6 protein-coding genes are annotated in these 8,568 nt (G+C 54.7%); all 6 read right to left on the bottom strand.

The genetic code is table 11. The features are described from left to right. Positions 1–347: 347 nt before the first annotated feature. Positions 348–1,763, bottom strand: a complete 1,416-nt coding sequence (locus HMPREF9237_RS02595; RefSeq protein ID WP_016442168.1) for a GH1 family beta-glucosidase — start codon at positions 1,761–1,763, stop codon at positions 348–350. A 4-nt stretch (positions 1,764–1,767) separates the two neighbouring features. After that, positions 1,768–4,071 (bottom strand): alpha-xylosidase, encoded by a 2,304-nt coding sequence (gene yicI, locus HMPREF9237_RS02590; protein WP_016442167.1) that lies wholly within the window; start codon positions 4,069–4,071, stop codon positions 1,768–1,770. A gap of 31 nt (positions 4,072–4,102) precedes the next feature. Beyond that, positions 4,103–5,062, bottom strand: coding sequence for a carbohydrate ABC transporter permease (locus HMPREF9237_RS02585; protein WP_016442166.1), 960 nt, complete (start codon positions 5,060–5,062; stop codon positions 4,103–4,105). Position 5,063: 1 nt separating this feature from the next. Next, complete coding sequence (locus tag HMPREF9237_RS02580) at positions 5,064–5,969, bottom strand: carbohydrate ABC transporter permease (RefSeq protein WP_051106958.1); 906 nt, start codon at positions 5,967–5,969, stop codon at positions 5,064–5,066. 107 nt (positions 5,970–6,076) lie between these two features. Continuing rightward, entirely contained in the window at positions 6,077–7,381 is a 1,305-nt protein-coding gene (locus tag HMPREF9237_RS02575; RefSeq protein ID WP_016442164.1) for an extracellular solute-binding protein, read from the bottom strand. Positions 7,382–7,474: 93 nt separating this feature from the next. After that, positions 7,475–8,503 carry a LacI family DNA-binding transcriptional regulator gene (locus HMPREF9237_RS02570; protein ID WP_016442163.1) on the bottom strand — a complete coding sequence of 343 codons (1,029 nt, stop codon included), beginning with the start codon at positions 8,501–8,503 and terminating at the stop codon, positions 7,475–7,477. Positions 8,504–8,568 lie beyond the last annotated feature (65 nt).

Raw genomic sequence — 8,568 nt, 5'->3', positions numbered from 1 at the left:
AGTAGTTCGCCCAGGTAGGTTGTCGGGTCGATATGATGGGGGTCAGCGGCCATTGCGGGGTATCTCCTTTCGAGGATAGGTAAGAGTTGATTCGAAAGGTACCCGCGATGGTCGCCTTTGTGCATGCCGACACGAGGATCACCGCGGGATACAGATACACCACACTAACGGACGCAACCTCACTTTAACCTTGCGATTGACAATAGGCTGGCTAGTCGCAGACTACATACAACATAAGGACGTGCTGATCGCGAAAGAACTTGTGGGGCGATTCCTGGAAAAACAGGGCTCGCCCCACGCCTTCGCAGAACCGATAGCTCAGCGCCGGAAAGACAGGTACTGCTCCGCTACGCCGGGATTCCTCCTGACTGGATGAGCTCGCGATACCAGTGGGCGGAGGTCTTCGGGGTGCGCTCAAGGGTTGTGTAGTTGACGTGGACAATGCCAAATCTCTTGGTGTACCCATAGGACCACTCGAAATTGTCCAATAACGACCACACGAAGTAGCCCCGCACATCTGCCCCCTGCTCAATCGCCGCATGCACCGCAGCGATGTGATCGTGGAGGTAGGAAATGCGCCTTGGGTCATCAATCCGCCCCTCGATCACCTCATCCGGATCTGCATCGGCCATTCCGTTTTCTGTGACCATCAATGGCAGATCCGGATAGCGCTGCGATAATCCAAGCAGCAATTCCGTGAGACCGGTCGCGTCAATCGGCCAGCCCATCTCCGTTTTTTCACCCGGGAGCGCCAGGAATTCCACCCGGTCAGCACTCACCCACGGCGACTTCCCGGAAGGATCATGCCCGTCATGCCGTTCGGGAACAGCGCCCTCCGGAGCCATCCGCACCTTAGTGGGATTGTAGTAATTAACCCCCAGCACATCCAACGGCTGGTTGATGAGCGCAAGATCGCCGTCGTGAACGAAATCCCACTGCACATCACGCGAGGTCAGCTCCACTAGCTCTGGAGGATAAGCGCCCTCCAACATGGGTCCTAGGAAAGCCTCATTCCCCAGGAGTCGGATCTGTTGAGCGGCCTCCTGCGAACTCGGGTTAGTCGGATCATCCGGGCGAACAACATGGAGATTCAGCGTCACCGAAATCTGCGCATCCGCCCCACATTCTTCCCGAATCGCGATCGCGGCGAGCCCGTGTGCCAGGTTGAAATGATGCACAGCCTGCATCGCCTGCTGCGGATCCTGAATTCCCGGAGCGTGCACTCCCGCGGCATACCCGAGGTAGGCAGAGCACCAGGGCTCATTCAAGGTAGTCCACGCCGAAACTCTGCCCGCGAATTCACGGGCGAGCACCCGCGCATACTCCTGGAAAGCGAAGGCGGTATCTCGAGATGCCCAGCCGCCCTTATCCTGGAGATACTGCGGGAGATCCCAATGGTAGAGGGTAACAACAGGTTTGATATTTCGAGCGTTGAGTTCGTCGATAATCTTCCCGTAGAAATCAAGACCAGCTTGGTTCACGCCGCCCATTTCGGTGGGCATGATGCGCGGCCAGGCGATAGAAAGACGGTAGGCGCCAACTCCTAGCCAATCGATAATACCGATATCTTCCTGCCATCGATGGTAGTGATCGCAAGCGGTATCGCCCGTGTCACCGCTATGGATCTTTCCGGGCGTGTGAGAAAACGTATCCCAGATTGACGGCCCGCGACCACCTTCATGAACTCCTCCTTCAATTTGATAGGAGGCTGTTGCGGTCCCCCACACAAAATCCGGTGGGAACTGCACGGTTTCTTGAGACATCTCTTTAGTTCCCTTCGCTCAGCCAGATAGTTGCTGTGTTTGTGCCAGCTTCGTAACTGAACTCTTGGCCCCGGTATCTGAGACTCCAAGCAGCCTGCGTCGTCGTCGTTACTTCACAAGCGCCGGCAACGTGCGAGACCGTGAACGTGACATCCGGTGCACCCGTTCCCGCATCGGATGCCGGAATGGTGACGGTAGATGTTTGCCCCTCGAAAAGTGACGTCGCATCAAGAGTGACGCCCTCGGCCCAGTTGTAGACGGGGGTATCAGTCTTCTTGCCGAATGGAATCACGGCGCCTTCTCGAATCATGACGGGAAGGGTGCCGTATCCGTGAGTTTCCGTTACCCAGCGCGAACCGGTGAGGATGTCGCCCGAGAATAGACTGCGCCATTTTCCGGCCGGGAGATAGTAGGTGACCTTGCCGTCCGGCCGGAAAACCGGAGCGACGAGAATATCTGAACCGAGCATGAACTGGGTGTCAATTTCGCGAGTTGCGGGATCCTCGGGGAATTCGAGAACCATCGGTCGCAAAACAGGCGTTCCAGTTTCGTGGGCTTTGCGTGCAGCCTGGCCGATGTACGGCATAAGCCGCAGCTTCAGGTCAACGAAACGCCGCGTGACCTCCACAGCTTCCTCGTCGAAAACCCACGGGACGCGGACGGTGCCCGAGCCGTGCAATCGCGAGTGCGAGGATAGCAGGCCGAAAGCGAGCCAGCGCTTGAAGAGCCCCGCGTCTGGCATACCTTCGAAGCCGCCAATATCGTGGCTCCAGAAGGAGAAGCCTGACATCGCGATGGAAAGCCCACCCCTGAGAGTTTCGCCCATGGATGCATACGTTGAGTCGCAGTCGCCGCCCCAGTGAACGGGCATTGCCTGGCCTCCCACGGTTGCCGAACGCGCGAAGAGTACGGCTTCGCCCTCGCCACGTTCCTCCGTGAGAAGATCGAAAACAGTTCGGTTGTAGAGGTGGGCGTAGTAGTTGTGCATGCTGACCGGATCTGCGCTGTTGTGCCATGCAATACCGCTCACAGGAATGCGTTCGCCGAAGTCTGTTTTGAAGCAATCCACTCCCATATCGAGTAATTTCTTCAACTCACCCCGGTACCATTGCACAGCCGCGGGATTCGTGAAATCGACGAGTGATAGCCCTGCCTGCCACAGGTCGGTATGCCAAATACTGCCATCGTTTCGCTTCACCAGATACCCGTTTTCCGCGCCTTCCTCCCAAAGGCGGGAACGTTGCGCAATATACGGGTTGATCCACACGCAAACCTTGAGGCCCTTGTCTTTGATTCGCTGGATAAGGCCGCGCGGATCCGGGAAAGTGACGGGATCCCAGACGAAATCGCACCAGTGGAACTCGCGCATCCAGAAGGTATCGAAGTGGAAAACCGATAGCGGGATATCGCGCTCAGCCATTCCATCGATAAAGGACATCACTGTTTCTTCGTCGTAACTGGTGGTGAATGAGGTTGTCAGCCACAGTCCGTAGGACCAGGCAGGCACCTTAGGCGGCCGCCCGGTCAGCGCGGTGTAGCGCTCAAGGATGTCCTTCGGGGTGGGGCCGGCGATAATGAGGTATTCCAGTTCGTCGCCGCTTACCGAGAATTGGATACGGGAAACCGCTTCGGATCCGATTTCGAATGACACATCGCCGGTGTTAAGGACAAGGATTCCGTAGCCGGCAGTTGAGATATAGAAGGGAACGTTTTTGTATGCCTGTTCTGAGGACGTGCCGCCGTCTTCGTTCCAGATGTCAACAGATTGGCCGTTCTTCACGAAATGGCCGAAGCGTTCGCCCAATCCGTAGATGCGTTCGCCGGGCTGGAGAACAAATTGCGCGAAGGAATATCGCTCTTGGTCTGGAGAGATTGCCAGCCCAACAGAGCGCGTGGTCATTTCCGTTATATCTTCACCATTGAGCGAGACACGGATGCCATCCCATGCGCCTTCGCGAGGAACCGTGAAGGAAAGATTATCAGCGGTTACGCGGTAGTTCTCAGAGTTTTCGTCAATAGAACCCTGGTACGTGGGATCGAAAAACAGTTCCGGTTGAATGGGAGGAATCGTGTTGTTCCGCCACCGATGCTGGCGGACTCGAATCACTCCGGGCGCAATCGGTTCGAAGGTCATATCGAAAAGACCTGTATTAAGGGTATCCCCACGGTTAGTGATATTTTTGATCGGCGCCAAAACTTCAAGTGCGGGCCGATCATCTATGCTGATCGGAGCAACTTGGCGGATCTGCTTTGCCCGTTCAATCGTCCAACCTTTGCGGTCAAGCCAGAAACCATTAGTGAATTTCACAGTAACCTCATATCTAGTTCGAGAACTGACGTTATTTGAGCGCGCCCGCGGTAATGCCGCGTGAAAGTGTGCGCTGGAAAATCAGGAAGAAGATAAATGTTGGGATCAGCGATAGGAGTGCTCCTCCGTTGAGGGTGGGAACATCAAGCATGCGATCCCCCTGTAGTGATGCTAAGGCAATCGGAACAGTTTGGTTTGCGTTTGAGGTCAGCATGACGAGCGGAATGAAGAACTCGTTCCACGTCCAAATGAAGAAGAAGGTCATGAGGACCCCGAGCGTGGGCCGTACATTCGGGAACACCACTCGCCACAAAATGGTCCAGCGGGAGGCCCCATCGAGCTGCGCGGCTTCCAGGAGTGCAGGCGGGAAGGTGCCGAGAACCGAGGCGAGCAGGTACGTGCCGAATGCTGATTGGATAATCGTGAAGATAATGACGATGCTCCACAAATTGTCATTCAGGCCGACCTTTTGTGCCATCGAGAAGAGCGGGTAAATAAGAACTTCCTGCGGCAGCATATTGGCGAGCAGGAAGAGGCCAACAATGACCGCACTCCCCTTGACCCGCCCAATACCAATCGCGAAGGCGTTGAAAAGCGAGATGATCACGGCAAAGAGGGCTACCAGGCCCGAGGTCCACAGCGAATTCCAGACCTTCTCTGGGAACTCAACGCGATCCCAGAAAGCGGCGATACCGTCGGTATACAACTCAGTGGGAAGTGCGAGCGGACCTCCGGAAGAATAATCCGTTGGCGACTTGAACGCATTGATGATCATCAGTAGGAACGGCGCGATCATGAGTAAGCCGAATAGGATCGCGAACGCCAGCACGATCCAGCGTTTGATACCGCGATGATGGCGGTCTCGGTTCTTCACCCGAACGAGGCGCGGTTTACTTGATGTGGCCACCGTTGCTGACGCGACTGACGTGGGAGAAGTAGTCGGAACGTTCGGGGTTTGCGGTTCTTCCAAGTGGGTTGTTTCACTAGACATGTCACACCCCCAAAAGGTCTTTCTTCGCGGCGCGGTTTTGGAAGTACTGAATGACCACGGCGACGATGATGATAATGATGGTTAGAACAGTTGCGATTGCCGCCCCATAACCCACTTTCGATTTGTCGAAGAAGTTGAGGTAGGAATAGTACGAGGGCACAAGGGTCGAACCTTCGGGGCCACCGCGGGTAAGCACATAAATCGGCGCAAATACTTTGAGCGATGCCACCGTGCATGTGAGAACGATGACGAAGGTTTCCGGCTTAATCTGCGGAATGGTGATGGCCTTGAACCGCTGCATCCACCCTGCACCATCAAGCTCCGCCGCTTCGTAAAGTTCGGGATCAACGCGCTGCAGCGCTGACATGAAGATAACCGTGGGGTAGCCAATCTGGATCCAGATGAGAACCAGCATCACGGATGGTAGTGCTGTGCTGGTTGACCCCAACCAGTTAGGGGGCGAGGAAACGCCTATCGCACTCAGAATCTGATTAAGGGCTCCCGTTTCAGCATTGAGAATCCAGTTCCAGACGATTCCAGCAATGGAAACCGGAAGGAGCTGCGGCAGATAATACGTTGCCCGCAAAAATGATGCGATTTTGCTATTGAAACTTCTCCCGACGAAATCGAAGAGAATCAATGCGAGCAGCAGCCCTATCAGAGTAGGGATGATAACCATCGCGATGATCATCGCTACTGAGTTCTTGAAGGACATCCAAAAATCGGCGTCCTGCATGAGAGAAACGTAGTTATCGAACCCGACCCACCGTTTTTTCGATGCGCCGCCTTTCCACTTTGTCATCGAGTAGTACAGATTTGAGAAGAAGGGGATGAGGATGATGATCGTAAATCCGATTCCCCCTGGGATCAGGTAGAGCCAAAACCCGCGGCGGGATTTCTTTTTCATGTGATGCTTGTGTGTGGTACTCATGGCAAGCGCACTCCTCTAGGGTGATCTGCGGATCAGCTGTGGTGGCGGCCGGGACCGCCACCACAGCTTTTCGCAACGTCACATCATTCGAGCAGGTCCGCGCGTCCCTCCTCGTATGCCGTTTGCAGGTCCTGCATCGCCTGCTCCGGAGTCTTCGAGCCGCTCATGAGCGACTGCATATTGGAAACGAGCTGATCGTAGAATCCGGCGACGGGCCAGTCCGGGTAGAAGGCAAGCTTGTTATCCTTCGCCAGGTTCTGGAAATTATCGGTCAGCGTCTTTGTGGCTTCGTCGGTAATATTGTCGGTTCCACCCACCACGGGCAATCCGCCTTGCTCCCCGAAAATAGCCTGAACTTCATCGGAGAGCGTGATATCGATGAACTCGTAGGCGAGCTCCTTGTTCTTTGCGTTTTCCGGGACGACCCAGAGGTTTCCTGAAGAACCGGGAGCGAAGTTACCTGGGAAGACAAATTGCCCCCACGGATCCTTCATCTCATCGGCAAGCCGGCCGAACCACCACGAGCCGGAGAACATCATTGGATAATTCCCGGAAATAAATCCGGTCCCCATATCCTCGGCCGTCAGGCCAGAAGCGGCGCTATTGATATAGCCCTTGTTCACCCAATCCTGAAGAACCTTAGCGCCTTCAACCGCGGGACCAGATGTCCACTGCACCGGATCATCGAAGAATTGGTAATCGCGTACGAATTTACTGTCCGCCTTGGAAAGCGCGAGGGTGTACCACAATTGCCCCATAGGATACTCCGACCCGGCCTCTGCCAGTGGCGTGATTCCCTTCGCGACGAATGCGTCCATGACGGCGACGAGCTCATCCATAGTCTTCGGAACCTGGAGCCCAGCCTCATCGAAGAGCTTCTTGTTGTAGTACATAAAGACAAATTCGCCGTAGTTGGGGATTCCGTACCAGCTACCGCTTCCCATGAGGCCGTTGTCGTCGTATTTAGCTGTTTGGGCAATCGATTCTGGGAGCTTCTTATCCCACCCGCGTTCCTTCGCAACATCGGTGAGATCCGTGAGCAAGCCCTGGGACGCAAGCTGACCCGCTGTAGCGTTGCCCTTGTTGTATTCCATGACATCAGGGACTTGGTCACCAGTCAGCACAATTTTCGCATTCTTCTGAATCTGCTCGAAGGTTTGTGCTTCACGTTTGACCGTGACGTCAGGGTGGCGTTCCTGGAAGATTTCGACGGCGCGGTCCCACGCCTTACCCATTGCCGAATTATCGGCCTCATAATCCCAAATAACGAGAGTCTTACCGGACTCGGAATTACTCTTACCGCTATCGGACCCACCTCCGGAACACGCAGTTCCCAGAAGTGCGATTGTGGTTGCTACTGCAACCGCCGTCATTTTTTTCGATAACATCTTCTCTCCTCATTGAGTGTCGATTGTTGTCTTTTTGAAGTTGGTGGCGGGACAGCTGTAGATTCCGGGCCGTTTTCTACCGCTTATCCCTTCTTATTGGTGGTGTACCGTGGGATGACCTCCGTTCAGTTGGAAGACTGATCCGCGCGAAATATAGCGCGGGGTGTACAGATGGACCTCGGGACCGGTACCTTGTCCAATTCGTTCGATAAGAAGCTCAACAGCATTCCGCCCCGACCTCTCAGGTTCAAGTGGAACTGCGTCAAGCGGCGGATTCAGGGATGACGTGTCATAAGAAGACGCGAGTGTGAGAATCGAGAGCGGATCACCAGTTCCCTGCTGTTTCTCAACACTGAGTTCATCGAGGAAATCCCGGACTCGAACAGCTGAACAATCGAGGAGCACACCAGTGCAACCAGGGAGCATGTTTCGGATTTCCGCAACCATATTCTCGGTATCCGAAGATACGAAAACTGTTTCTATACCCAGTTCGGCGGTATAGCGCTCAAACTCGGCACGGGTGCGAAGAACGAAATTCTTCCCGATGTCATAAAGCATTCGGGTATGGCCAACGAAGGCGATAGAACGATGCCCGGCAGCTACTAACTGGTCTACAGCAAGCCGTGTGGCGGCTTCGAAATCCAAGTCAACGCAGGCTAATGATTCGTAATCATCGGGCAAACCCAAAAATACGCTTGGTATATCCATCGTTCTTAGCAATTCGGCGCGTTCGTCAGTTGCTTGGACGTCCATGACAACAACACCGTCAACGAGGCCCGTTTTCACCACGCGCTCGATATCTTGCACGGCAGCTTCGCCATTCTCAGTAAGAAGGACAACGTCATAGCCTTTACGGCGTGCGGCGGTCACAATTGCCAAAACGAAGGTCATGAAAGCAATAGGTTCCGTAGCTTCGTGCATCGGTGCGGAGAGACCAATAATGTCGGTTTTCGTTGAGGCCAACATTTTCGCCCCGGCTTGAGGATGGAACTCAAGTTCCTCAATCGCTTTTTGCACACGTTGCCGAGTCGCCTCAGAAACAGGGCGCTTTCCTGAAAGCGCATAGGAAACCGTTGAGATAGACACTCCGGCCTGCCGGGCAACATCTTTGATCGTGGCCATTGGGATGAAACCGCCTCCTCATCGAAACGTTTCGATGATTTAATTATAACAGGCGCCCAGATTGC

This window comes from Actinotignum schaalii FB123-CNA-2 (genome assembly GCF_000411135.1).
Classification (GTDB): domain Bacteria; phylum Actinomycetota; class Actinomycetes; order Actinomycetales; family Actinomycetaceae; genus Actinotignum; species Actinotignum schaalii_A.
The sequence above is the reverse complement of the archived record's forward strand: the minus strand, read 5'-3'. Positions and strand labels throughout refer to the sequence as shown.

Excerpts from the sequence above, each read along its gene's own strand:
- HMPREF9237_RS02575 (WP_016442164.1), bottom strand. The coding sequence starts at position 7,381 with ATGTTATCGAAAAAAATGACGGCGGTTGCAGTAGCAACCACAATCGCA.
- HMPREF9237_RS02585 (WP_016442166.1), bottom strand. The coding sequence starts at position 5,062 with ATGTCTAGTGAAACAACCCACTTGGAAGAACCGCAAACCCCGAACGTT.
- HMPREF9237_RS02580 (WP_051106958.1), bottom strand. The coding sequence starts at position 5,969 with ATGAAAAAGAAATCCCGCCGCGGGTTTTGGCTCTACCTGATCCCAGGG.
- HMPREF9237_RS02595 (WP_016442168.1), bottom strand. The coding sequence starts at position 1,763 with ATGTCTCAAGAAACCGTGCAGTTCCCACCGGATTTTGTGTGGGGGACC.
- HMPREF9237_RS02570 (WP_016442163.1), bottom strand. The coding sequence starts at position 8,503 with ATGGCCACGATCAAAGATGTTGCCCGGCAGGCCGGAGTGTCTATCTCA.